A 21,163-nucleotide genomic window follows, 5' to 3' on the forward strand; every position below is an offset into this window, starting at 1 on the left:
GATCAATAGTGGGGAGGCTACCGAGTCCATGTCGCAGACGTCAACTGTCCGTCGGGCCCGCAAGAGCCCGGCCGAGCGTCGCGAGGAGATCGCTGCTGCGGCGCGCGACATCGCGCTCGCCGAGGGGCTCGCCGCCGTGACGCTGCGCGCGGTCGCCGCGAAGGTCGGCGTCGCCCCCGGCCTCGTCGCCCACCACGTCGAGGGGATGGACGCGCTCGTCGCCGACACCTTCGGCCGCATCGTCGCCGACGAACTCGTCGTGCTCCTCCGCCTGATGCACGAGCAGGATGCCGCCACCGCCCGGCTCGGGGCGCTCATCGACGCTGTGCTCGGCGACGAACCGAACGACGTCACCTTCGTCTGGGTGCAGGGCTGGGCCCTCGGCGCCCGCAGCGAGCCCCTCGCGGAGCGCGTGCGTGCCGAAATGGACGCCTGGCAAGCCGCGCTCGCGGCCGAGATCGCCCGCGGCCACGATCGGGGCGAGTTCGGCGACGCGGATGCCGACGCGATCGCCTGGCATCTGCTGGCGATCTTCGACGGCCTCGGCGCGCACGGCCTCGTACGCTGGCGCGACGACCCGTCGCGCGCCGACCTGACCCGTCGCGCGCTCGCGGGTCTGCTGGGTGTCCCCGCCCACGCGCTGCGCCCCTGAGCCGCCGCCGACCCGACCATCTCGGACGCCTCGACCCGACGGGAACGGCGGTCACCCGCGAAGAATGAATGCCGTTTGCGTCGGCTCGGCAACGCTCAGACTTCGCGAATGCCGCGGTCGGTCAGTCCTCGGGGCGAGTGACGTCGATGGTGACGAAGTTGGTTCCGGGGACGGGGCGTACCTCGAACGTCGCGCCGTCCAGCGCGCCCGGCGTGAGACCGAAGCGTTCCTCGAGGCCAGCCTGATTCAGTCCACGCAGCTCCGACGCTTCGCCGGCGGGAGCGAGGAACTCCATGTCGCCGCTGCCCTTCTTCCCGTAAGCGTCGGGGTTGTCTTGCCCGATGGCGTCCTCGTACAGCTCCTCGACGACCTGTCCGGGAATCTTCTTCGGAGTGTCCAGTACCTCGTTCAGCACATCGCGCGGGGTCTCCCGCACCGCCTTGCCGATCGAGGTCCCGAGGTCATTGGCGACGTTGTAGTCCGGCGCGGCGTGGCGGCCGGTGCGCCCGAGCTGGTCCACTCCGCGAGTGACATCCGTGAGCATGTCGTACTTCTTGGCGTGGGTGGGGACCGGCGCGTCGCGACGGTGCCGTCCGGCATCGGCGCTGTTTCGCCGGTCCGTGCCGCGGATGCGGGCGGCGTCGGCGCGGTGCTTGCCGCCGCGCTTGCGGAACGCGCCTCCGAACCCCTTCTTGAACTCGCGGCCCGCGCCGTCGACGGCATCGACGATCTCGCGCATGAGCTTCTTCATGGTCATGTCAGTCTCCTGAGATCTGCAGGTTGGCGAGATCGGCGAGCAACCGATCGGTGCGATCCTCGATGTCCACGGCCTGCGCGTCCATCTCGTCGGCGGCCGCCTCGAGTGCTTCGAGATCAGCCTGGAACTCGTCCACGTCGCCGACAGCACCCTCCACGACGGGGGCGTCCATCAAGGCCATGACGATCACCGGAACCTGCTCGACGAGCGGCTCGACCGCGAGCGGCAGCACCTCGTTGATGACCTGCTCGAGGGTCGCCTCCATCGCCATGGCGAGGAGCTTCTTCCGCGCGAGCAGCAGCAACGCCGCGCCGCCGGCGCCGAAAGGACCCGCGGCGAGCAACGGAACGAGCTGGATGAGGGTCAGGGTCACCTCGGCGATGACCTTGATCTTCATCGCCAGGACGATGCCACCCGCGATGTCGATCCCGGTCGCTGCGGGGCCGAGCACATCGAGGAGCTTCTGCATATTGTCGGAGCGGTTGCGATTCCACCCCTCGACCTGCGCCGTGCCGGCGTTGCCCTGCAACGCGGTGGCCAGGTCGCCGTTCACGCGGCTGTCGACGGTCTGAATGATCGACTCCATGTCATCGCGGTAGCCGCGTACGAGCTCGGCCGCCTTGTGGACCTCGTCCTCGTCGATGTCGGGCCACTCGAGCCCCATCTTGTCCATGATCCAGATCAGCTCATCGGGCAACATCATTCCCACGGGGACCACCTCCGTCGTCGACCCTAGTGAGCAGGCACCCCCGAGGGCGATGGGGAGAAGGCCCCATCCCGGTCATCCCGACGCGCTGCGGCGCCGACCGCAACGGCTCGGCCGCCGGTGAACTCGCGCACGGTGGGGCGGCTCAGATCAGCACTGCCGCACGGCTCATAAGAAGCTTTCAGGATGCCGCTGACCACCGCGTCTTTACGGGGAAGAGGGGCCTGCGTCACGCCCTCGCCGACGCCTCTTCTCGGCATCCGGTCCAATCCGATTCCGTGCCTCGCCCCGGACCACCCACTGTGCGAAAGCCGCACTGAAGGAAGGAAAACACCATGCGTACCAACCTGAAGCGGACCATCGTTCTCGGCTCGACCGGCCTGGCGGCCGTCGCCCTCACCGCAGGATTCGCCCTCCCGGCGAACGCTGCCCAGAGCGAGGACACCACCACCACCACCACCACGGCGACCGAGGCGTTCACGAACTTCCTCGACGCCAACGACGCCTTCCAGGGCTCAGTCGGCTCGTTGCTGGACGGACCCCTCCTGGGCGACATCTCGACCGGCGACCTCTCCGTGGGCGACATCGGCTCCGGTAACGACGCCCCCATCGGCTCGGGCAACGACGTGAGCGCGCCGATCGGCTCGGGCAATGACACCTCCGTCGACGCTCCCGTCGGCTCGGGCAACGAGGTCGGCAACGGCAACGACGTCGGCTCGGGCAACGACACCGATGTCTCGCCGAACACCGACGTGTCGCCGAACACCGATGTCTCCGGTGAGGTCGGCGACGTCACGACCGACGTCACCTCGAAGACCGGCGACCTCGTGAAGGACATCACGAGCGACGTCGACAGCACGGTCGGCGACGTGTCGTCGGACGTCAACGACCTGGTCGACGGCGTTTTGGGCAACTGATCGCCCGCGGTTCGGCCCAGCCGATCCGCACCCGCTCGACACGCGTGCCGGGGTCCCACGGGGCCCCGGCATCGTCGCGTTCGGGCGCCGTCGAGCCGTCGCAGTCGGTCGCCGCGCCGAGCCGGAAACGACGAAGTGCGACGGCTCGACGCACGCACCGGGCGGGCCGTGCGACGTAGGGTCGGGGCATGTCACGCGCGCGATTGATCGACCCCCACGAGCTCGACCGGATGATCAGGGATGCCGCTCCGCTGACGGTTCTCGACGTCCGATGGCGCCTCGACCGACCTGACGGACGTGCGGACTACGAGGAGGGGCACATCCCGACCGCGGTGTACGTCAGCCTCGACGATGAGCTCGCCGCCCACGGCGCGCCGGAGGACGGGCGGCATCCGCTCCCCGAGATCGCCGACCTGCAGACGGCTGCGCGCCGCTGGGGCATCGACAAGGGGCACACAGTCGTCGTGTACGACGACTGGCAGACGTTCGGGGCGTCTCGGGCCTGGTGGGTGCTGACGGATGCCGGTGTGCCCGACGTCCGCGTCCTCGACGGCGGCCTGCGGGCCTGGCGCGACGCCGGCCTTCCGCTCGAGTCGGGCACGGTCCACGCGGCCCGCGGTGACGTGTCGCTCACCCCCCGGCATCTGACTCGCCTCGACATCGACGAGGCCGCGGCGCTGCCGGCGACCGGCATCCTGTTCGACGTGCGCGCCCCCGAGCGCTATCGCGGCGAGGTCGAGCCGATCGACCCGCGGGCGGGCCACATACCCGGCGCGGTAAATGCGCCGACCGGCGGCAACGTCGATGAGCACGGCCGATTCCGCTCGGCCGAGGAGCTGCGCGCACGGTACGAGGCGCTCGGCGTCACCGGCGACACGACGGTCGGGGTCAGTTGCGGCTCGGGCGTCTCCGCCGCGCAGGCGGCGTTCGCGCTGAGCCTGGCGGGTATCGACGCGGCACTGTACGGCGGGTCGTGGAGCCAGTGGTCGAACCACCCCGACCGTCCGGTCGCGACCGGCGACCAGCCGTAGGCGTCAGCCCAGGATCGCGCGCGCCGCACGCTCGCCCGACACGAGCGCGCCCGCGATCGAAGGTGTCTCGCGGTGGTCTCCCGCGAGCACGACGCGCTCCGACAGCCGCGCCGGCGACCGGTGCCGCATCGGCGCTCCGAGGGCGGGCAGCGCGTTCGGGATGTCGTCGCGCCGCAGCAGCTCCCACGACGCGGCCTCGCCGCCCCACATCCTGGTGAGCTGCGCGCGCACGCTCGCTTCGTCGGCGGCATCCCCCAGCAGACAGCTCGCCGAGACCAGGTGGCGACCGCTCGGGGCGTAGTCGGGCGCCGTCCGCGACATCACCACGCTGTTCACGATCGGGCCGCTGCGCTCGCCGTCGACGGTCAGCAGAGCGGATGCCGGGGCCCCCGCATCCGTCCCGAACCACCACGTCTGCAGCCCGCGCATCGCCGGCGCCGGCTCGCCCGTCAGGCGAGAGACCTGATCGCCGCCCACCGCGACGATCACCTCGCGGGCAGCAACCGTGTCGCCGCCGACCACGCCGATCTCCGCCCGGTCGTCGCGCACGTCGATCGCGTCCACGGCGTGCGACAGACGGATGTCGGCCCCCGCCGCGCGGGCGAGCGCCGCCAGCCGCCGCGGCAGCACCGCGATGCCCTGCGCGGGAACGCCCGGCCGGCCGAGGGCGAACAGACGCGTGAGCAGCGTCGCGTACACCGCGGACGTCTCCGCACCGTCGTCGGCGAGCACCCCGGTGAGGAACGGTTCGAGCACGGATCGGCGCAGCGGCCCGGTGAGTCCGGCGCGGTCCCACGCCTCGTGCAGCGTCGCATCCGGTCCGTCCGCGACGGATGCCGGGCGCACGAGCGCGGGCATGAGCCACCGCGCGGCGCCCACGACATCGGCGGGCGACACGAGACCCGACAGTGCGCCGGCGATGGTGGCGGGGAGCATCCCGGGGTGCCGCAGCGGGTGCGCGAGGACGTCCGACCGCGTGCCGCGCACCACCCGCACGCCGACGGGGAATGCCCGCAGGTCGAGGTCGGCGAGGTCGACCGCCCGGGCGAGGGCGTCGTACCGCGGGTTCAGCACCTGGAACCCGCGGTCGAGGCGGAACCCGTCGACCACGTCGGTGCGCTGCCGGCCGCCGACGTCGTCGCCGGCGTCGAGCACGACGACATCCCGCCCGGAGCGGGCGAGCATCGCGGCGGCGCGGAGCCCGGCGAGGCCCGCACCGACGATCGCGACGTCGTGGAGAGCGGTCATGGCGACAGACTCGCACAGCCCGGCGCCCCGGCATCCGTAGTTGAATCGGAGGATGCGAGCTGCTTACATGTACGGCCCCGGTGACGTCCGCGTGGTCGACGCCCCCGAACCCCGGATCGAACAGCCCACCGACGCCGTGCTCCGCACCGTCGTGGCGTGCGTGTGCGGCAGCGACCTGCATCCCTACCACTCGATCGAGCCCAGCGAGGCGGGCCGCTCGATGGGGCACGAGATGATCGGTGTCGTCGAGGCGATCGGGGCGGACGTCCGCACCGTGACGCCCGGCGACGTCGTCATCGTGCCGTTCGTCTTCTCGTGCGGCGAGTGCGAGTTCTGCCGCGCGGGCCTGCAGACCTCGTGCCGGTTCGCCGGCCTGTCGGTCCCGACCGGCGCCGGGGGCGCGCAGGCCGAGCGTCGCCGCGCTCCCTTCGCTGACGGCACGCTCTACCGCGTCGACGTCGCAGAAGACGACGAGCGGATGCCGGGGCTCCTCACCCTGAGTGATGTCTACGGCACCGGCTGGCACGCCGCTGTCACCGGCGGCGTGGCACCCGGCAAGGACGTCGTCGTCATCGGCGACGGTGCGGTCGGCCTTCTCGCGGTCCTCTCGGCACGTCGGTTGGGCGCCGAGCGCATCATCCTCATGGGTCGCCACGAGGTGCGCACCGATCTCGGCCGTCGCTACGGCGCGACCGACGTCGTCGCCGAGCGCGGCGACGAGGGCGTCGCCGCCGTCCGCGAGCTGACCGGGGGCTTCGGAGCCCACGTCGTCATCGACGCGGTCGGGCACCTTCCCGCGTACGAGCAGGCGCTCGGCGTGGTGCGCGACGGCGGCACCGTGACCCGTGTGGGCGTGCCGCAGTACGCCGATGCGCCGTTGCAGCGCGTGCAGTTCCAGAAGAACGTGACCGTCACCGGCGGCGTCGCCCCGGTGCGCGCCTACATCGACGACCTCCTGCCGGGCGTCCTCGACGGTACTGTCGACCCCGGGGCCGTCTTCGATCGCGAACTGAGCCTCGGCGAAGCCGCAGACGGCTACCGCCTGATGGATGACCGCGCCGCCCTGAAAGTGATGCTCCGCCCGTGACCACAGCCCCCGCCCCGCTCTCGGGCGTCCAGTTCTCGCTGCGCTCCGGCGCATACGACGCCGTCATCGCCTCGGTGGGTGCCACCCTCCGGGAGCTCCGCCACGACGGCCGCGACCTCGTCGTCCCGTTCGAGGCCGACCAGGTGCGACCCGACTACCGCGGCGCGACCCTGGCGCCCTGGCCGAACCGCATCGTCGACGGCGAGTACGAGTTCGACGGCGAGGAGCTCGTCACCGCTCTCACCGAGCCGGACCGGTCGCACGCCCTCCACGGGCTCGTCGCGTGGCTCGATTTCGCCGAGGTCGAGCGCACCGACAGCAGCGTGACGCTCGCCGCGACGATCGAGCCGCAGACGGGTTATCCGTGGCGCGTGCGCGTCGAGACGACCTACGCGCTCGCCGTCGACGGCCTCACCCAGACCGTCCGAGCGCGGAACCTCGGCACGAGGCCCGCGCCGTTCGGCACCGGCCCGCACCCGTACGTGGTCGCCGGCCCCGCGCCTCTCGACGAGTGGACGCTCGTGCTGCCTGCGGCATCCGTTCTCGAAGTCACCCCCGACCGGCTCAGCCCCGTCGCCGTCCACCCCGTCACCGACTACGAGCCCGAGCGGTTCGACCGGCGCGCGCCGCGGGTTCTCGGTGACGTCGAGCTCGACCACGCGTTCACCGACATCGAGACGGATGCCGACGGCGCCGCCACGGTCCGCGTCACCGACCCGTCGGGTGTCGGCGTCGAGGTCACGTGGGGCGCCGAGTGCCCGTGGGTGCAGGTGCACACCGCCGACAAGCCGACCGGAGCCGCCCACCCGGGGCACCGGAAGGGTCTCGCTGTCGAGCCGATGACGTGCGCGCCCGATGCGTTCAACGCGAGCGCGTACGACTACGACGCGGGACTGCTCGTGCTGGCGCCCGGGGCGACGTTCGCGGCATCCTGGCGCATCTCGGCCCTCTGATAGCCGTCGTCCTTAGGATGGCGACATGACGTCGACGTCCTCCTCCCTGCCCCGGTCCACTCCGTCTGCGCAGGGGGTGGATGCCGCCGGCGTCGACCGCCTGATCGACGCGATCAGCCAGACCGACACCGAGATGCACAGTCTCATGGTGGTGCGTCACGGACACGTCATCGCCGAGGGATGGTGGGCGCCGTTCGCGCCCGACCTGAAGCATCTCGTCTACTCGCTGTCGAAGACGTTCACGTCCGCCGCGGCGGGTCTCGCGATCGCCGAGGGCCGGTTCGGACTCGATGACGTGATGGTCGATCACTTCCCCGAGCTGGTCCCCGACGACCTCGACGAGAAGTACCGCCGCTACCTCGTGCGCCACGCGCTGACGATGGCGAGCGGCCACGAGTCCGAGGCGCTCGATCGCGCCGCGGCGGCCTCGCGCGAGGTCGGCGGCGACGTCCTGGGCGGATTCTTCCGCGTCGCGCCCGACCGTGAACCCGGGTCGGTCTTCGCATACAGCCAGCCCACGATCTACGGGGTCGGGCGCCTGGTCGCGAAGACGACCGGCGGCACGATCCTCGACTACCTGCGCCCGCGACTGCTCGACCCCCTCGGGATCGACGAGGCGCAGTGGATGATGCTCGGAGACGTCGAGATGGGCTTCAGCGGCATCCATGTCTTCACGGAATCGCTCGCCAAGACCGGTCAGCTCATGCTCGACGGCGGACGCTGGCAGGGTGAGCAGATCCTCGACCCGGAGTGGGTGGCGACCGCCACGTCGAAGCAGATGGGCAACGACACCGCGCATCGTGGTCCGGGGGCTCCGGATCCGATCGACTGGCAGCAGGGCTACGGCTTCCAGTACTGGATGAACCGGCACGGGTTCCGCGGTGACGGTGCGTACGGGCAGTTCATCATCGTGTGGCCCGAAGAGGATGCCGTCATCATCACGACGGCCGAGACGGTCGACATGCAGACGCTGCTGAACCTCATCACCGAGCACCTTCGCCCCGCCATGACCGGGGCGGGGACGGACGAAGCGGATGCCGCGCTCGCCGAGCGGCTGTCGTCGCTCGCCCTGCCGCTGCCCGATGACGCGGGCACCGGCTTCTCGGGAACGTTCGACGTCGACGCGACCGCGTACCCGCCCGGACCGTTCACGAGCGGCGGCCCGGTGCCCGGCGCCGAGCGCGTCGAGGTCAGCGAGACCCGCGAAGGATGGGCGATCCGCTTCGTGGGAGACGGCGTCGACGCGACCCTGCCCGTCGGCCGCGGCGACTGGGTGTCGGGGGAGTGGCCGGCGCCGGCGGACGGGCTCGACGGAGTGCCGTTCAGGTCGGTCGCCGGTGTCGACGCCGACGGCGTGTGGCACGCGCGCCTGCGCATGATCCAGACTCCGCACGCCCTCCGGGTCGACATCGCCCCCGGCGGAAAGGCGTCGCTGGCCTGGCGGTTCCCGCCGCTGCGCGGTGACGGGCCGGCCGGTCACGCCCTGCCGTCGCTCGACTGACCGGCATCCCGAGGCCCTTGCTCGGTAGACTGGACGGCAAGGGGTGAGCGGTGGCGGAGAATGAGCGGGTCAGGACCCGGGACGTCGTCGCCGAGGGGCTCTACATCGCGTCCGCGGCGACACGTTTGGCGTTGAAGAACCGCATCCTCGTCGACATCCTCGTGCAGGGTGACGACTTCGATTCGGAACGCTTCATGGGCGACGCCCGCGACATCCTGATCTCGCTGGCCGAAGAGGCTGAAGCGGATGCCGCCCGCACCGAGCGCGAGCGCAAGGCCGCGCGCAACCGGTACTCCGACTCGAGCGGAACGCATGATTACCGCAGTCGCGACGTCCGGAACCTCCGTCGCCGGCGCAAGCAGTCGCTACACGTCGCGAAGGAGCTCCGCGTCCGTGCCGACGACCAGGAGGAACTCCGCAAGCTCATCGCCGACGCGCGCGACGCCGCGTGGGCCGAGGTGTCGAACAACATCGACCGGTCGCTGCGGATCGCGGCGGCCCGTCCCGACCTCGACGCCGACTACGACCGGATGCGGGTTGCCCGCATGCAGGCGCTGCGCCTCGTCGACCTCCCGAAGCTCCGCGCCCACCGCCGGAGTGCCGCGAAGCAGCAGGCGCTCCGCGACGAGGGCGTCGAGCCCGAGCCGATCCTCGAGGCCGGGCCCGCCGGGATCGACCCGGGCGAGCTCGAATAGCGCCCCGATTTCGGATTACGGGCCGCGGTGACGTATGCTTTTCCTCGGCCCGGAAACAGGCCATGCGCCCGTAGCTCAATGGATAGAGCATCTGACTACGGATCAGAAGGTTAGGGGTTCGAGTCCCTTCGGGCGCACACTGTGTTGAGACAGTCTGAGAAAGGCCCCGCTTCGGCGGGGCCGTTCTTGTTCTCCGCCCGTTAGCCCAGCAGCCAGTGCGTGAGCCGCCGGACGAGCTCCGGCGCGAGCGGCGACGCGTAAGCCCCCGCGTCGTGACCGAGCGCGCTGTAGGCGGCGCGGCATCCTTCGTTCTCGTGCGTCCACACGAGGGGGTGCGCGACCCCGTCGGCGTCATCGTGCACGAGCAGAACGTCTGCGTCGGGGGAGACCCGCAGGGCTGTGTACGCCTCATCCACCGTCTCGAACGCCGCGAGGTCGGCCACGGATGCCGAGACGGCACGCACGCGCAGCGGTCCGCGCTCGGGGTGGAAGGTCACGTCGCGGACCCACCGCCCGCCGAGACGCGCCTCCCAAGCGGCGCGCTCCGGCATCAGCGTCGCTGAGACGTGCAGGGCGAGCAACGGCCCGCCGTACCCCGCGAGGATCTCGGCGAGGTGCGCGTCGAGCGGATGCGGCGCGGTCCCGCCGCCGGCGTTGATAACGAGCAGATCCGCATCGCCGATCCGCTCGGCGAGGGCGTCGAGCGTGCCGACGACCGTGACGTCACCCTCCTCGCGGAGCACCTCCGCCACGATCGCACTCGTTTCGCCGAACGGATGCCACGGGTCGGCGTAATCCGCACCGCCCGAGAAGACGACGACGCGGCTCATTCAGATCCCGCCGGTGAACAGGCTCACCAGGCCCGCAGCGCCGAAGACGAACAGCACCACGGATACGACGCCCTTCCACGCGGCATCCTTCCGCCGGTGTCGGAGGGCGTCGGCGACGCTGAAGCAGGCGAAGGCGACGGCCCACGCTAGTGCGAACAGGCGCGACCCGAGATGAGCGATGAACGGTGCGGCCGGGGTCCAGAAGATCACGACCGCGAAGGTCACGACCAGCGTGATGACGATCAGCGCCGCGAAGACGGCCATCGCGCTACCGCCCCGCTCGTCCCACGCTTCGGCGGGCGTGCGGCGCACTCTGCCGGCCGCGAGATCCGCGACGAAGTCCTCCGGCAACCGTTGGCTGTCATCGAGGAGGCTGAGGCGTCGGACGCGCGCCTCGTCGGTTCCCTGCGCGATCGCCCAGCGCAGGTAGGCGGACACCTCGTCGGGGTCCGCGTCGGGCGCGGCGACGGAGTATCGACCGGCTTGCTCGCGCGCTCCGCTCGCGCGGTAGAGCGCCACCAGCGCGGTTCTCAGGTCGGCGTCGTTCGGGTTGCGCTCGAGGGCGGACCGCAGCGGCCGGGCAGCGCGTCCTGTGCCGACGATCGCCGCCCGTTCAAACGCGTCGGCCATAGCGGCATCCGTCGTCCCCATGACCTCAGTATGGCCGCGCCGATCGCTCACTTTCGGTTAAGTTGCGCACAACTCAATTGCGTGCAACCATACTGATATGAGAGCGACCGACCAGATGGTGTGCTTCGGGGTGTACTCGGCCAGCCACGCCTTCGGGCAGGCGTATCGGCGCGTGCTCGCGCCGTGGAAGCTGACGTACCCCCAGTACCTCGTCATCGTCGCTCTCGGGGACCAGGAGCCCCGGTCTGTGAAGGAATTGGGCGAAGAACTCTTCCTCGACTCGGGCACTCTGTCACCCCTCATCCGCCGCCTCGAAGCGCGTGGCATCGTCTCCCGTTCGCGCAGTCCTCACGACGACCGTGTCGTCGAGGTCACGCTGACGGACGACGGACGCACGCTCCGCTCGGAACTGTCCGTCGTCGGCGCGGAGATCGCGCGCTGCACCGGACTGACCGAAGAGAAGGCTCGGATGCTGCTCGACGTGGTCCACGACCTGAACCGCGTCATGCGCACCACCGACGAGGCAATCGCCTCCTGACCCGAAGGACATCATGGAAGCTCTCTACACCGCAGAAGCACTCGCAACCGGAGGCGGCCGCAACGGACACGTCCGCACCGTCGACGGCCTCGTCGACACCGACGTGCGCGTTCCCAAGGAGATGGGTGGCGCCGGTGGCGCACCGAACCCCGAGGTGTTCTTCGCCGCGGGCTACGCCGCGTGCTTCCACAGCGCCCTGCAGTCCGTCGCCCGCGCGCAGAAGGTGACCCTCGAGGACACCAGCGTCGGCTCGCGCGTCAGCATCGGCTCCAACGGCGAGGGCGGCTTCGGTCTCGCCGTGCAGCTCGAGGTCGTCATCCCGAACCTCCCGCACGACCAGGCGCAGGCACTCGCCGACGCCGCACACCAGGTGTGCCCCTACTCGAACGCCACGCGCGGCAACATCGAGGTCACGGTCACGGTCGTCGAGGACTGACCTCCGCCGGACTCAGGCGACAGGGCTCACGCGCAGCCAGCGGAATCCGCAGGCAGGCAGCGTGAGCCCTTCGCTCATGTCGGCCTCGACGCTCTCGACGAGATCGAGCGCCGTCGGAGCGAAGCCCGAGAGCGTCACCGCCGGGATGTGCGCCGGCTCGTCCGCGACATTCGCGAGCACGAGCACGACGCTGCCGTCACCGGGGCGCTGATACCCCACCACCGACGGCACCGGCACCTCGAAGCCGATGAGATCCGCTCCATCGAACTCCGGCGTGGTGTGCCGCACCGCGATGAGCTTCGTGAGGTCTCGGTGGATGCGGCCCGCTGACGTCGCGGCATCCGACTTCTGCGCGTAGCTGTCGCGGGGCTTCTGTCCCCGGTGGGTCCAGCGTGCATCGTCGCGGCGCTCGGGGTCGTCGCGGAACGTCGGGTCGTTGAGCTGGCCGACTTCGTCGCCGAGCCACAGCATCGGCAGTCCCGGCACGCTCAGCATGAGAGCGTGCGCGTGGGCGACGCGGGCCTCGCCGAGCGGGTCGCCAGCCTCGACGCCTGCGAGCGAGGCCGTCGTCCCGGCGACGCCGCCGTCGGTCGCGAGCCCGCGCCCGAACGACGACTCGTCGGTGTACCGCGCGGTCAGAGCCGCGGCATCCGTCTCCCAGATGACGGCGTCCGCGTCGCGGACCGCGGCGACGTCGGTGCTGCCGTCGCGGCGCTCGATCGCGCGCTGCAAGGGCGCAGCGTCGCCGGTGGCGAGTGCCTGCCAGAGCGGGGCCGAACCGGGGGATGCCGGGAGCACATCGACCCCCGGTGCACCGATCGCGAGCACGGCAGCGGCGATGTCCACCGCCGCGCGGTCGGAGAGGAGGAAGACCTCGACGCCGCGGCCCGCGAGGAAGAGGAGATCGTCGATCAACATGCTCAGGTCGTCGCTTGCGGGCACGTCCACGGCGAGCGAGATGCCCGACAGGCGCAGGTCCCCGGCGAGGTCGGACAGCCGATCGATCGACCCGAGCCCGGGGTCGCCGCGGCGGAGGTCGACAGTGCCGTCCTCACGGCGGGCGAACGGCGATTGGACGTGCAGGACGCTGACGCCGAGGTCTCGGAGCGCGGGGATCTCATCGCGCAGGCCCGCCAGGTTGCCGGCGTAGCGGTCGGCGTAACAGGCCGCACCGAGGGCGAACCGCGACGCCGTTCGCGTCGTGTTCGCGGCGCGCTGCTCGCCGTGCACCTTGAGGTCGAGCGAAAGCCCGTTCGCGGCGACGACGGCGGTGGTGACGAGGTCGGCGAGCTCTGCCGACGAGGCATCCCGTGCCGCCAGCGCCGCGTGCAGGGCAGGGAAGTGTCGACGGATGCGGTCGGCAGCCGCGTCGTCGACGCGGGTGCGTTCTGCCACGGCGGACAGCGTCGCCGCCAGCTCGTCCTCGACGGTCCCGATGGTGCTCATGCGGTGGACCTCCCGCCCCCAGCGTAGAGGGCGGGCCCTCGACCCTCAGTCGGCGCGCGCCACCGTCCGGTCGAGGAACGCGTGGATCGTCGCGTGCAGTGCCGCCGTCGACGCCGCATCGATTGCTCCCGAGTGACCGCCTTCGATGGGCTCGAGGTAGTGCACCTCGGCATCCGTCTCGTCCGCCATGCGCGCCGCCATCTTGCGCGCCTGCACGGGACCGACCCGGTCGTCGCTCGCCGCTGCGTAGATGAGGGATGCCGGGTACCGCCGCCCGGGCTCGATCAGGTGGTACGGCGAGAAGGTCTTCACGAACTCCCACTCGGCGGGGTCGTCGGGATCGCCGTACTCGGCGATCCAGCTGGCACCGGCCGACAGGCGCGTGTAGCGGCGCATGTCGAGGAGCGGCACGCCGCACACGATCGCGCCGAAGTCGTCCGGGTACTGGGTGAGCATGTTGCCGACGAGCAGGCCGCCGTTGCTGCGACCGTGGCAGGCGATCCGGTCGGGGGTCGAGACACCACGGGCGACGAGATCGCGGGCGACGGCGGCGAAGTCCTCGTAGGCGCGGTGGCGGTTCTCGCGGAGCGCGGCAAGGTGCCACTCCGGGCCGAACTCGCCGCCGCCGCGGATGTTCGCGACGACGTACACGCGGCCCTCTTCAAGCCACGCGGGGCCGACGATCGTCGGGTACTCCGGGGTGAGCGCGTGCTCGAACCCGCCGTACCCGTTCATCAGGACGGGGAGCGCGCCGGAACGCTCGCGCGGGCCGACCTCGAAATAGGGCACGCGCGTGCCGTCGGCCGAGGTCGCCCAGTGCTGCTGGGCGACCAGGCCGGAGGAATCGAACGTCGCCCGGCTGCGGTCGACGACGCGGGCGTCCTTCCCGGGCTCGATGACGAGCAGGGTCGGCGGGGTCAGGAAGCCGCGCGCGACCACCCACAGCTCGTCGTCCTCCTCGTCATCGACCGTCGCGATGTTCGCGCTGAAGAGGTCGGCATCGCCGAGCCCCAGGTCGATGTCGGTGCCGAGGAGCGTGTCGGGATCGAGCGACACGAGTCGGCTCTGCACGCGGTCGAGGATCGTCAGGACGAGGCGGGTGCGGGTCCACGTCCACGTCTCGAGCACGGCGGTGTCGGTCGGCGCGAACGCGACGCGGAGGCCCGACCCATCGCCTTCCGTGACGGTCTCGAGTGGACCGATGAGCAGGGTGCCCGACGGATGCGTCGTGTCGCCGATCTGCCACGGGGTCGTCGTGCGGACCGTGACGAGCTCGCCGTGCACGTCGACGTTCGCGTCCTGCGGCACGGCGAGGAGGCTCGGCTCGCCGCCGTCCCAGACCCACGACTCGGAGTGGAAGAAGTCGTGCGCGACGACGACCATCGGGGTCGCCGTGCCGCCGGTGTGGTCGACGTGCGTGAACACGCCGACGTCCGACGCGACACCCGTCACGATGGGCGGCGCGTCCTCGAGGGGCTCGCCCCGGCGCCATGCGCGGGCGCTGATCGGGTAGCCCGAGTCGGTCACGCCGCCCCCGTGCAGGGCGGTGGCGACGAGCAGGGTGTCGCGGTCGACCCACGCGATCATGGTCTTCTCGGCGTCGAGGGTGAACGGGGTGTCGTCGACGAAGCGACGCGTCTCGAGATCGAACTCGCGCACCACGGCGGCGTCGCCCCCGTCGGGGCTCAGTCGTACGAGCGCGCGGCCGGTGCCGGCGGGACCGTGGGCCGCGCCCGCGAACGCCCAGGCGGTGCCCTCTTCGCGGCCGAGGGCGTCGATGTCGAGCAGGACCTCCCACGTCGGGGTGCCTCCCGCGAAGGAGGCGCGCGAGGTGCGACGCCAGAGGCCGCGGGGGTTCTCGGCATCCCGCCACAGGTCGTACATGAGGTCGCCGTGGCGACTCGGGACGACGAGTCGGTCGGGGTCCTGCAGGATGCCGGTCAGCCGTGTCTCGAGCGCCGTCCGGGTATCGCCGGCGAACGCCGCCTCGGTCTCGGCTGTCCGCTCCGCGGCCCAGTCGCGGGCGGCGGAGCCGTCGATCTCCTCCAGCCAGAGGAACGGGTCAGCGGGCTCGGGGGCGATCTCGTGGGCGCTCATATCGTCAGCCTACGGGCAGGTTTCCGAGGGTCGTTCGCCGTGCGCGAATCGTTGGCACTCGATGTGGGTGAGTGCTAATCTGAAGCTACTTGAGCCGATAAGGCTCAACTTTGAACCACCACACCGAAGGAGAGAATCATGGCAACCTACGACCCGTTCCGTGACATCGACCGCCTCGCGTCGACCCTCTTCGACACGCGCCGCGGTCCGCGACGGATGCCGATGGATCTGTACCGCGACGGCGACCACTACGTCCTCAACGCCGACCTGCCGGGCATCGATCCGGGCTCGGTCGACATCGACGTGGACGGTCAGCTGCTCACCATCCGCGCGGAGCGCACGCTCGGCTCCGGCGAGGGGGTCAAGTGGATCACGCGCGAGCGCGAGACCGCGAGCTTCCTCCGCCAGCTGAACCTCGGCCAGGGCATCGACACCGAGTCGATCACCGCGACCTACAACAACGGCGTGCTGACCGTCACCATCCCGGTGAGCGAGAAGGCCAAGCCTCGCAAGGTTCAGGTGGTCGCCGACGGATCGTCCCCGACCATCACGGCCGGCGAGAGCGAGCACCCGCAGCCGATCGACCAGTGACCGGCACAGCGCTCCCGCAGTGAACGCGAATCGCCCCGCATCCCGTCTCGGATGCGGGGCGATTCGCGTTCGGTCAGACGCCGCGGAGGCGGGCGGTGAGCTGCTCGAGCTGCGAGAGCTCGTCGTCGGTGAGCACCGACATCCGTTCGGCGATCGTGCGGCCGTGAACGGTTGCGACGCGACGGAAGGTCGAGGCGCCCTTCTCGGTGGCGCGGAGGATCGCACCGCGACCGTCCTGCGGGTCGGGGCACTTCGAGACGAGGCCGCGGGCGACCATCCGATCGACCAGTCGGGACACGCTCGGCTGGCTGATCAACATGTTGGCGGTCACGTCGCGCAGTCGCGCCGTGTGCTCCTCGCAACGGGTCACGGTGAGGAGGACGTCGTACTCGGCACCCGAGAGCTCGTCCTCGTCGAAGTCCTTCGAGATCTCAGCCATCACCTCGTGCTGCGCGCGGAAGAGGCTCTCCCAGGCAGCGATGGCGAGGCGTCGGTCGGTCATGGCGTCAACTGTATAGCGGTGTGCCACGCCGAAGACGCCGATGGATGCCTCGTCGTCACCGTGGCGTCACCGGCCGTTCTCGTGAAGAGGAGAGCATTCTCACGAACCCTGTTGTCGCTATGTCCTGACAAAGCGGCCCCGCGCCGATAGTCTGCGACAACCCCCGCAACCGATGGAAGTGAGGCGCGCCCATGAGCGTGAAGAGACAGACACAACGAGCCGGTACTCGCACCGGCGTGGCGATCGGGGGACTCGGCATCCTTGTCGCCTGCGCCCTGACTGCCGGACCGGCCTTCGCAGCCGACGGCTTCACCGAGGCGCAGAAGACAGCGACCTATTCGTCCGACGCGACCGCGTCGACCGGCACGTCGTCGGCCCCCAGCGCCGACAACTGGTCGGTGCAGATGATGGACATCTTCGACGGTCTCCGGACCGACCGGGGCGACGGCGGCAACCCCGCGGTCATGAACTACAACGACAAGCTGACGAGTGAGATCAACCTCACGGCATCCGATGCGCAGGTGCAGCGGGCCATCGTCGACCAGTACCAGGACATGTCGGTCAGCATGGGTGACGCGTTCGGCAAGAAGCTCGGCGCGATCTACGCAGAAGCCATTGCCGACGGCGAGCTGCCGAAGCTGACGTGGCTCCTGAATAAAGAAGGCGGCAAGCTCGGGTCGACCTCGTCGAGCAACCCCCCGAAGAACTACTTCGACTACAAGCGCCCCTACCTGCGGCTCGACACCACGAAGGACCTCGTCTACCGAGACAAGGAGGGCGGCGACGCGTGGGGCTCCAAGAGCGGGTCCTTCCCCTCCGGCCACACATCGCAGGCGTACTGGCAGGGCACGGCGCTCGCCGAGATGCTGCCCGAGCTCGCGCCGCAGATCCTCGCGCGCACCGCGGAGGCCGGCAACAACCGCGTCGTCATGGCTGCGCACTACCCGCTCGACGTCATCAGTGGTCGGATGATGGGGCAGAAGATCATCGCGCTCCGCCTCGCCGACCCGGAGATGCGCGAACTCGTCGACGAGGCATCCGACGAACTGCGCGGCGTGCTCGAGCGAGGTTGCGGCGACACCCTCGAGAACTGCATCGCGAAGGATGTCCCCTACCTCCCGACGGACAAGGCACTCGCGTACTACGAGGAGCACCTCGGCTACGGGTTCCCCGCCACCGGTCCGAAGGGCGCGAAGGTCGTGGTCCCCGCAGGAGCCGAAGAGCTGCTCGTCTCGAGCCACCCCGATCTGACGCCGAAGCAGCGTCGACAGGTGCTCGCGCTCACCGCGACGGACTCGGGCCACCCGCTCGACGTCGGTGAGCAGGAGAGCTGGCAGCGGATGAACCTCGCCGCGGCGATGGCGGCGAAGGTCACCGTGAAGGACGACGGTTCGGTCGTCATCGGCACGCCGGGCACCGGACCGACCCCGGAGCCGTCGCCGACGCCTGTGCCGTCTCCGTCGCCCGATCCCGAGCCGTCGCCTGCTCCCGAGCCCACGACCGCGCCGTCGCCCACGCCGGAGCCCACCTCCACGCCCGCTCCCGGCGAGCTGCCGTCCACGGGCGGCGCGCCCAGCGCTCCCGTCGCGAACGGCGACGACCTGCCCGCAGCGGCGGAGGGGAAGATCCAAGCCTCCGTCCGTGGTGACCGGATCTTCGTGTCGGGCCTGGCCGCGGGGGAGCGGTACTACGGCTTCGTCTACTCCACGCCGACGGCGCTTGGAGGGGTGACAGCGGATGCCGAGGGTGCCGCGAGCTTCGCGCTGCCGAACGATCTCGAGGCCGGGTCGCACCGGGTCGCGGTCGTCGATGAATCCGGGGAGCTCGTCGGCTGGGCCGCGGTGACCGTGGGTCAGGCCGCCGCCGTCGACGATGAGCTGGCGTCAACGGGTGGTCAGGCTGCTCCGCTGTGGATCGCGGGCAGCGCCGGCACGGCGCTTCTCGCGCTCGGTGTGGTGCTGGTCCTGCGACGCCGACGGAGCTCGACCGTCTGACGGGTGATGCAGTAAGGGCCGGCTGGAGAGGCATCCAGCCGGCCCTTGTCCCTTTGCACCAAGAGTGTCCTGCAATCACATGTCGGTAGCTGCCACAGCAAAACAACTACCTGGCATTGACTGTATAACGACGGGATAACGGCGGCAAGGATTTCCTGTTATCAATTTGTGATGAGCGAGCTTGGCGTGTACTCCGGCCGGCTCGGGCGGGGCGCGCAGCCCTGGATGGCGTCACCCGGCGTCATGGTCGGACACACGCGGTCACATCGATTGACACCCTCCGGCCGGCCGGCGGAGAGTTCCGGGAAGCCACCCGATGCGACGCCTCAGGGCGCCGTCCTCACCCGGAGATCTCATGACTGAGCAGACACCCCCGCACGACCCGGCGTCGACGCACGAGCCGCTGAAGTTCGCCTATTGGGTGCCCAACGTCAGCGGGGGCCTCGTGGTCTCGAACATCGAGCAGCGGACCTCCTGGGACTACGAGTACAACGTGAAGCTCGCTCAGACGGCCGAGCGCGTCGGGTTCGAGTACGCCCTGAGCCAGGTGCGCTACCTGTCGAGCTACGGCGCTGCTCAGCAGCACGAGTCGACGTCGATCAGCCTCGCTCTGCTGCTCGCGACCGAGAAGCTGAAGGTCATCGCCGCCGTCCACCCGGGCCTGTGGGAGCCGGCCGTGCTGGCCAAGTTCATCCTCACGGCCGACCAGTTCTCGAAGGGCCGCGCGGCCGTCAACGTCGTCTCGGGCTGGTTCAAGGACGAGTACACGAAGCTCGGCCTCCCGTGGCTCGAGCACGACGAGCGCTACCGCCGCTCCGCCGAGTTCATCGAGGTGCTGCGAAAGCTCTGGACCGAGGAGAACGTGCAGTTCCACGGCGACTTCTATCGGGTGAACGACTTCACGCTGCGCCCCGGGCCGTACCCGGTGCCCGGCCGCCCGCATCCCGAGATCTTCCAGGGCGGCAACTCGACGGCGGCACGGTTCAACGGCGGCGCCCACTCCGACTGGTACTTCTCCAACGGCAAGGACTTCGACGGCTTCACCGAGCAGTACGACGACGTCACCCGGGTCGCCGCTGAGCACGGCCGAACCGTGCGGTTCGGTCTGAACGGGTTCGCGATCGTCCGCGACACCGAGGCGGAAGCGCGCGAGCAGCTGCGCGAGATCATCGCGCAGGCCGATCCGGCGTCCGTCGAAGGCTTCCGCAAGTCGGTGCAGCAGGCCGGGGCATCCACCGCGGACCGCAAGGGGATGTGGGCCGACTCCTCGTTCGAGGACCTCGTGCAGTACAACGACGGCTTCCGCACCCAGCTGTTCGGTCCGCCCGAGCAGGTCGCCGAGCGCATCATCGCCTACAAGAAGCGCGGGGTGGACCTGTTCCTGCTCGGCTTCCTGCACTTCCAGGAGGAGCTCGAGGCGTTCGGCGAGAAGGTCATCCCGATCGTTCGCGAGCTGGAGGCCGACCTCGCCCGCACCGGCGACCCGATCGGCGTCGCCCGCTGATCAGGGGCGGATGAGGACCTTCAGCGCCTCCCTCGAATCCATCAGGCGGTAGCCCTCGGCGATGTCGTCGAGGGGGAGCTCGCGGTCGAAGACCTTGCCCGGCTCGATGGTGCCGTCGAGCACCTGGGGGATGGCGCCCTCGAGGTAGGCGCGGACGGTGGCCGGCCCGCCGGTGAGGGTCGCGTTCTTGCCGAACAGCGAGGTGAACCCGACCGCGGCATCCTCGTACTGGGGGACGCCGACGCGCGAGATGACGCCGCCGGGGCGGACGATGCCGTAAGCCTGCTCGTATGCCGGCATGTGGCCGACCGCCTCGAGGACGACATGGGCGCCCTCGCCGCCGGTGATCTCGAGCACCTTCGCGACGCCGTCCTCGCCGCGCTCGGCGACGACGTGTGTCGCCCCGAACTCGCGGCCGAGGTCGGTGCGGGCGGTGTGCCGGCCCATCAGGATGATGGTCTCGGCGCCGAGCTGCCGCGCAGCCAGCACGGCGGAGAGGCCCACCGCTCCGTCGCCGATCACCGCGACGGTCTTGCCCGCCTCGACGCCGCCGCGGATAGCCGCGTGGTAGCCGGTGAGGTAGACGTCGGACAGCGTCAGCAGCGACGGCATGAGCGCCTCGTCGGTGCCGGCCGGGATGGCGACGGCGGTGCCGTCGGCGTACGGCACCCGCAGCTTCTCGGCTTGGGTGGCGGATGCGGCGCCGTCGAAGAAGCCCCCATGGATGCAGGAGGTCGTGATCCCGTCGCGGCAGAACGTGCAGGTGCCGTCGGACCAGGCGAAGGGGACGATGACGGTGTCGCCGACCCGGAGGGTCGTCACGTCCTCGCCGATCCGCTCCACCACGCCGACGGCCTCGTGCCCCATGCGGCGTCCCTCGGGGGTGTCCTCGAGGTCGTGATACGGGTGCAGGTCGGAGCCGCAGACGCACGCGTAGGTGACGCGGATGATCGCGTCCGTGGGCGCTTCGAGGGTGGGCTCGGGCACGTCGATGACGCGGACGTCGCCCGCGGAGTACATGAGGGTTGCGCGCATGACTTCTGTTCCT

General features: G+C 70.5%; 21 protein-coding genes and 1 tRNA gene. 13 read left to right on the forward strand and 9 right to left on the reverse strand.

The annotated features are described in order from the left end of the window. The first annotated feature begins 28 nt into the window (after nucleotides 1-28). Entirely contained in the window at nucleotides 29-652 is a 624-nt protein-coding gene (locus MO1_RS01880) for a TetR/AcrR family transcriptional regulator (protein WP_060915054.1), read from the forward strand. Nucleotides 653-773: 121 nt separating this feature from the next. Here MO1_RS01880 and MO1_RS01885 read toward each other — a convergent pair whose 3' ends face one another. Then, on the reverse strand, nucleotides 774-1,409 hold the full coding sequence (locus MO1_RS01885; protein ID WP_060915055.1) for a hypothetical protein: 636 nt from the start codon (nucleotides 1,407-1,409) through the stop codon (nucleotides 774-776). Between the two features lies 1 nt (nucleotide 1,410). Beyond that, nucleotides 1,411-2,112, reverse strand: a complete 702-nt coding sequence (locus MO1_RS01890) for a WXG100-like domain-containing protein (protein WP_060915056.1) — start codon at nucleotides 2,110-2,112, stop codon at nucleotides 1,411-1,413. Between the two features lie 338 nt (nucleotides 2,113-2,450). On the opposite strand from MO1_RS01890, the gene MO1_RS01895 reads away from it, so the two are divergent. Together MO1_RS01895 and MO1_RS01900 are read left to right on the forward strand one after the other, a co-directional pair. Further along, the gene (locus MO1_RS01895; RefSeq protein ID WP_060915057.1) at nucleotides 2,451-3,032 is read left to right on the forward strand and encodes a hypothetical protein; all 582 of its coding nucleotides are present in this window, start codon (nucleotides 2,451-2,453) and stop codon (nucleotides 3,030-3,032) included. Between the two features lie 188 nt (nucleotides 3,033-3,220). Next, nucleotides 3,221-4,063, forward strand: a complete 843-nt coding sequence (locus MO1_RS01900) for a sulfurtransferase (RefSeq protein WP_060915058.1) — start codon at nucleotides 3,221-3,223, stop codon at nucleotides 4,061-4,063. 3 nt (nucleotides 4,064-4,066) lie between these two features. Here the strand turns inward: MO1_RS01900 and MO1_RS01905 are convergent, their stop codons facing one another. Continuing rightward, a complete protein-coding gene (locus MO1_RS01905) occupies nucleotides 4,067-5,311 on the reverse strand; it encodes an FAD-dependent oxidoreductase (protein WP_060915059.1) in 1,245 nt (414 codons plus the stop codon). A gap of 52 nt (nucleotides 5,312-5,363) precedes the next feature. Here MO1_RS01905 and MO1_RS01910 point away from each other — a divergent pair, with 52 nt between their 5' ends. The 5 genes from MO1_RS01910 (at nucleotide 5,364) to MO1_RS01930 (ending at nucleotide 9,684) form a co-directional block, all read left to right on the forward strand. After that, on the forward strand, nucleotides 5,364-6,398 hold the full coding sequence (locus tag MO1_RS01910; protein ID WP_060915060.1) for a zinc-binding dehydrogenase: 1,035 nt from the start codon (nucleotides 5,364-5,366) through the stop codon (nucleotides 6,396-6,398). Continuing rightward, on the forward strand, nucleotides 6,395-7,351 hold the full coding sequence (locus MO1_RS01915) for an aldose 1-epimerase family protein (RefSeq protein ID WP_060915061.1): 957 nt from the start codon (nucleotides 6,395-6,397) through the stop codon (nucleotides 7,349-7,351). Before MO1_RS01910 ends, MO1_RS01915 begins: the two co-directional genes overlap by 4 nt. Nucleotides 7,352-7,376: 25 nt before the next feature. After that, entirely contained in the window at nucleotides 7,377-8,852 is a 1,476-nt protein-coding gene (locus MO1_RS01920; protein WP_060915062.1) for a serine hydrolase domain-containing protein, read from the forward strand. A 50-nt stretch (nucleotides 8,853-8,902) separates the two neighbouring features. Further along, the gene (locus MO1_RS01925; protein WP_060915063.1) at nucleotides 8,903-9,547 is read left to right on the forward strand and encodes a hypothetical protein; all 645 of its coding nucleotides are present in this window, start codon (nucleotides 8,903-8,905) and stop codon (nucleotides 9,545-9,547) included. 64 nt (nucleotides 9,548-9,611) lie between these two features. Beyond that, nucleotides 9,612-9,684, forward strand: a tRNA-Arg gene (locus MO1_RS01930). Between the two features lie 63 nt (nucleotides 9,685-9,747). On the opposite strand, the gene MO1_RS01935 is transcribed toward MO1_RS01930, so the two are convergent. Beyond that, nucleotides 9,748-10,377, reverse strand: coding sequence for a ThuA domain-containing protein (locus MO1_RS01935; RefSeq protein ID WP_060915064.1), 630 nt, complete (start codon nucleotides 10,375-10,377; stop codon nucleotides 9,748-9,750). Further along, on the reverse strand, nucleotides 10,378-11,007 hold the full coding sequence (locus MO1_RS01940) for a DUF6584 family protein (protein WP_060915065.1): 630 nt from the start codon (nucleotides 11,005-11,007) through the stop codon (nucleotides 10,378-10,380). 115 nt (nucleotides 11,008-11,122) lie between these two features. Here MO1_RS01940 and MO1_RS01945 point away from each other — a divergent pair, with 115 nt between their 5' ends. Together MO1_RS01945 and MO1_RS01950 are read left to right on the forward strand one after the other, a co-directional pair. After that, the gene (locus MO1_RS01945) at nucleotides 11,123-11,545 is read left to right on the forward strand and encodes a MarR family winged helix-turn-helix transcriptional regulator (RefSeq protein ID WP_060915066.1); all 423 of its coding nucleotides are present in this window, start codon (nucleotides 11,123-11,125) and stop codon (nucleotides 11,543-11,545) included. Nucleotides 11,546-11,558: 13 nt separating this feature from the next. Further along, nucleotides 11,559-11,981 carry an organic hydroperoxide resistance protein gene (locus tag MO1_RS01950; RefSeq protein WP_020097977.1) on the forward strand — a complete coding sequence of 141 codons (423 nt, stop codon included), beginning with the start codon at nucleotides 11,559-11,561 and terminating at the stop codon, nucleotides 11,979-11,981. 12 nt (nucleotides 11,982-11,993) lie between these two features. Here MO1_RS01950 and MO1_RS01955 read toward each other — a convergent pair whose 3' ends face one another. Then, nucleotides 11,994-13,427 (reverse strand): alpha-amylase family protein, encoded by a 1,434-nt coding sequence (locus tag MO1_RS01955; protein ID WP_060915067.1) that lies wholly within the window; start codon nucleotides 13,425-13,427, stop codon nucleotides 11,994-11,996. Nucleotides 13,428-13,472: 45 nt separating this feature from the next. Then, nucleotides 13,473-15,524 carry a prolyl oligopeptidase family serine peptidase gene (locus MO1_RS01960; RefSeq protein ID WP_060915068.1) on the reverse strand — a complete coding sequence of 684 codons (2,052 nt, stop codon included), beginning with the start codon at nucleotides 15,522-15,524 and terminating at the stop codon, nucleotides 13,473-13,475. A gap of 138 nt (nucleotides 15,525-15,662) precedes the next feature. Between MO1_RS01960 and MO1_RS01965 the strand changes: the two genes are divergently transcribed. Further along, nucleotides 15,663-16,115 carry an Hsp20/alpha crystallin family protein gene (locus tag MO1_RS01965; RefSeq protein WP_036310324.1) on the forward strand — a complete coding sequence of 151 codons (453 nt, stop codon included), beginning with the start codon at nucleotides 15,663-15,665 and terminating at the stop codon, nucleotides 16,113-16,115. A 73-nt stretch (nucleotides 16,116-16,188) separates the two neighbouring features. On the opposite strand, the gene MO1_RS01970 is transcribed toward MO1_RS01965, so the two are convergent. After that, on the reverse strand, nucleotides 16,189-16,617 hold the full coding sequence (locus tag MO1_RS01970) for a MarR family winged helix-turn-helix transcriptional regulator (protein ID WP_060915069.1): 429 nt from the start codon (nucleotides 16,615-16,617) through the stop codon (nucleotides 16,189-16,191). A 191-nt stretch (nucleotides 16,618-16,808) separates the two neighbouring features. On the opposite strand from MO1_RS01970, the gene MO1_RS14935 reads away from it, so the two are divergent. Then, complete coding sequence (locus MO1_RS14935; RefSeq protein WP_060915070.1) at nucleotides 16,809-18,611, forward strand: acid phosphatase; 1,803 nt, start codon at nucleotides 16,809-16,811, stop codon at nucleotides 18,609-18,611. Between the two features lie 355 nt (nucleotides 18,612-18,966). After that, complete coding sequence (gene sfnG, locus MO1_RS01980; RefSeq protein WP_060915071.1) at nucleotides 18,967-20,115, forward strand: dimethylsulfone monooxygenase SfnG; 1,149 nt, start codon at nucleotides 18,967-18,969, stop codon at nucleotides 20,113-20,115. On the opposite strand, the gene MO1_RS01985 is transcribed toward sfnG, so the two are convergent. After that, on the reverse strand, nucleotides 20,116-21,150 hold the full coding sequence (locus tag MO1_RS01985) for a zinc-binding dehydrogenase (protein ID WP_081416952.1): 1,035 nt from the start codon (nucleotides 21,148-21,150) through the stop codon (nucleotides 20,116-20,118). Nucleotides 21,151-21,163: the final 13 nt, after the last annotated feature.

The organism is Microbacterium oleivorans NBRC 103075, assembly GCF_001552475.1.
Taxonomy (GTDB): domain Bacteria; phylum Actinomycetota; class Actinomycetes; order Actinomycetales; family Microbacteriaceae; genus Microbacterium; species Microbacterium oleivorans.

What these genes read in the sequence shown, in the direction of transcription:
- MO1_RS01900 (WP_060915058.1), top strand. Translation starts at nt 3,221, where the DNA reads ATGTCACGCGCGCGATTGATCGACCCCCACGAGCTCGACCGGATGATC.
- MO1_RS01920 (WP_060915062.1), top strand. Translation starts at nt 7,377, where the DNA reads ATGACGTCGACGTCCTCCTCCCTGCCCCGGTCCACTCCGTCTGCGCAG.
- MO1_RS01950 (WP_020097977.1), top strand. Translation starts at nt 11,559, where the DNA reads ATGGAAGCTCTCTACACCGCAGAAGCACTCGCAACCGGAGGCGGCCGC.
- MO1_RS14935 (WP_060915070.1), top strand. Translation starts at nt 16,809, where the DNA reads ATGAGCGTGAAGAGACAGACACAACGAGCCGGTACTCGCACCGGCGTG.
- MO1_RS01965 (WP_036310324.1), top strand. Translation starts at nt 15,663, where the DNA reads ATGGCAACCTACGACCCGTTCCGTGACATCGACCGCCTCGCGTCGACC.
- MO1_RS01895 (WP_060915057.1), top strand. Translation starts at nt 2,451, where the DNA reads ATGCGTACCAACCTGAAGCGGACCATCGTTCTCGGCTCGACCGGCCTG.
- sfnG (WP_060915071.1), top strand. Translation starts at nt 18,967, where the DNA reads ATGACTGAGCAGACACCCCCGCACGACCCGGCGTCGACGCACGAGCCG.
- MO1_RS01970 (WP_060915069.1), bottom strand. Translation starts at nt 16,617, where the DNA reads ATGACCGACCGACGCCTCGCCATCGCTGCCTGGGAGAGCCTCTTCCGC.
- MO1_RS01890 (WP_060915056.1), bottom strand. Translation starts at nt 2,112, where the DNA reads ATGATGTTGCCCGATGAGCTGATCTGGATCATGGACAAGATGGGGCTC.
- MO1_RS01945 (WP_060915066.1), top strand. Translation starts at nt 11,123, where the DNA reads ATGGTGTGCTTCGGGGTGTACTCGGCCAGCCACGCCTTCGGGCAGGCG.
- MO1_RS01960 (WP_060915068.1), bottom strand. Translation starts at nt 15,524, where the DNA reads ATGAGCGCCCACGAGATCGCCCCCGAGCCCGCTGACCCGTTCCTCTGG.
- MO1_RS01985 (WP_081416952.1), bottom strand. Translation starts at nt 21,150, where the DNA reads ATGCGCGCAACCCTCATGTACTCCGCGGGCGACGTCCGCGTCATCGAC.
- MO1_RS01940 (WP_060915065.1), bottom strand. Translation starts at nt 11,007, where the DNA reads ATGGCCGACGCGTTTGAACGGGCGGCGATCGTCGGCACAGGACGCGCT.
- MO1_RS01880 (WP_060915054.1), top strand. Translation starts at nt 29, where the DNA reads ATGTCGCAGACGTCAACTGTCCGTCGGGCCCGCAAGAGCCCGGCCGAG.
- MO1_RS01905 (WP_060915059.1), bottom strand. Translation starts at nt 5,311, where the DNA reads ATGACCGCTCTCCACGACGTCGCGATCGTCGGTGCGGGCCTCGCCGGG.
- MO1_RS01935 (WP_060915064.1), bottom strand. Translation starts at nt 10,377, where the DNA reads ATGAGCCGCGTCGTCGTCTTCTCGGGCGGTGCGGATTACGCCGACCCG.
- MO1_RS01955 (WP_060915067.1), bottom strand. Translation starts at nt 13,427, where the DNA reads ATGAGCACCATCGGGACCGTCGAGGACGAGCTGGCGGCGACGCTGTCC.
- MO1_RS01910 (WP_060915060.1), top strand. Translation starts at nt 5,364, where the DNA reads ATGCGAGCTGCTTACATGTACGGCCCCGGTGACGTCCGCGTGGTCGAC.
- MO1_RS01885 (WP_060915055.1), bottom strand. Translation starts at nt 1,409, where the DNA reads ATGACCATGAAGAAGCTCATGCGCGAGATCGTCGATGCCGTCGACGGC.